We start from the raw sequence: 264 nt of genomic DNA on the forward strand, positions 1-264 counted from the left end.
CTACAAACCAGACGCGAAACTGGGTACTTACTATTCGTTAGTCTTGCCCTATCCACTTATCTTTTTGGTGGTATGGCTGCTGATGTTGCTGGCGTGGTATCTTGTCGGTCTGCCGATAGGTCCGGGTATTTACCCACGTTTGTCTTAAGAGAGAACGGATGCTGAGATTACTTGAAGAAAAAATTGCCACGCCACTGGGTCCACTGTGGGTGATTTGCGATGAGCAATTTCGCCTGCGGGCGGTTGAATGGGAAGAGTACAGCG

Annotated in this window: 2 protein-coding genes; both read left to right on the forward strand. The window is 49.2% G+C overall.

What is annotated here, in order from left to right:
- Positions 1-148, forward strand: a 148-nt coding sequence (locus AC0IWM_RS23775) for an AbgT family transporter (RefSeq protein ID WP_223346489.1), incomplete at its 5' end; no start/stop codon positions are given.
- 10 nt (positions 149-158) lie between these two features.
- The coding region (locus AC0IWM_RS23780; RefSeq protein WP_471759151.1) for a hypothetical protein at positions 159-264 on the forward strand (106 nt) is incomplete at its 3' end.

The sequence above is a fragment of the Methylobacterium sp. AC433 genome (genome assembly GCF_979253015.1).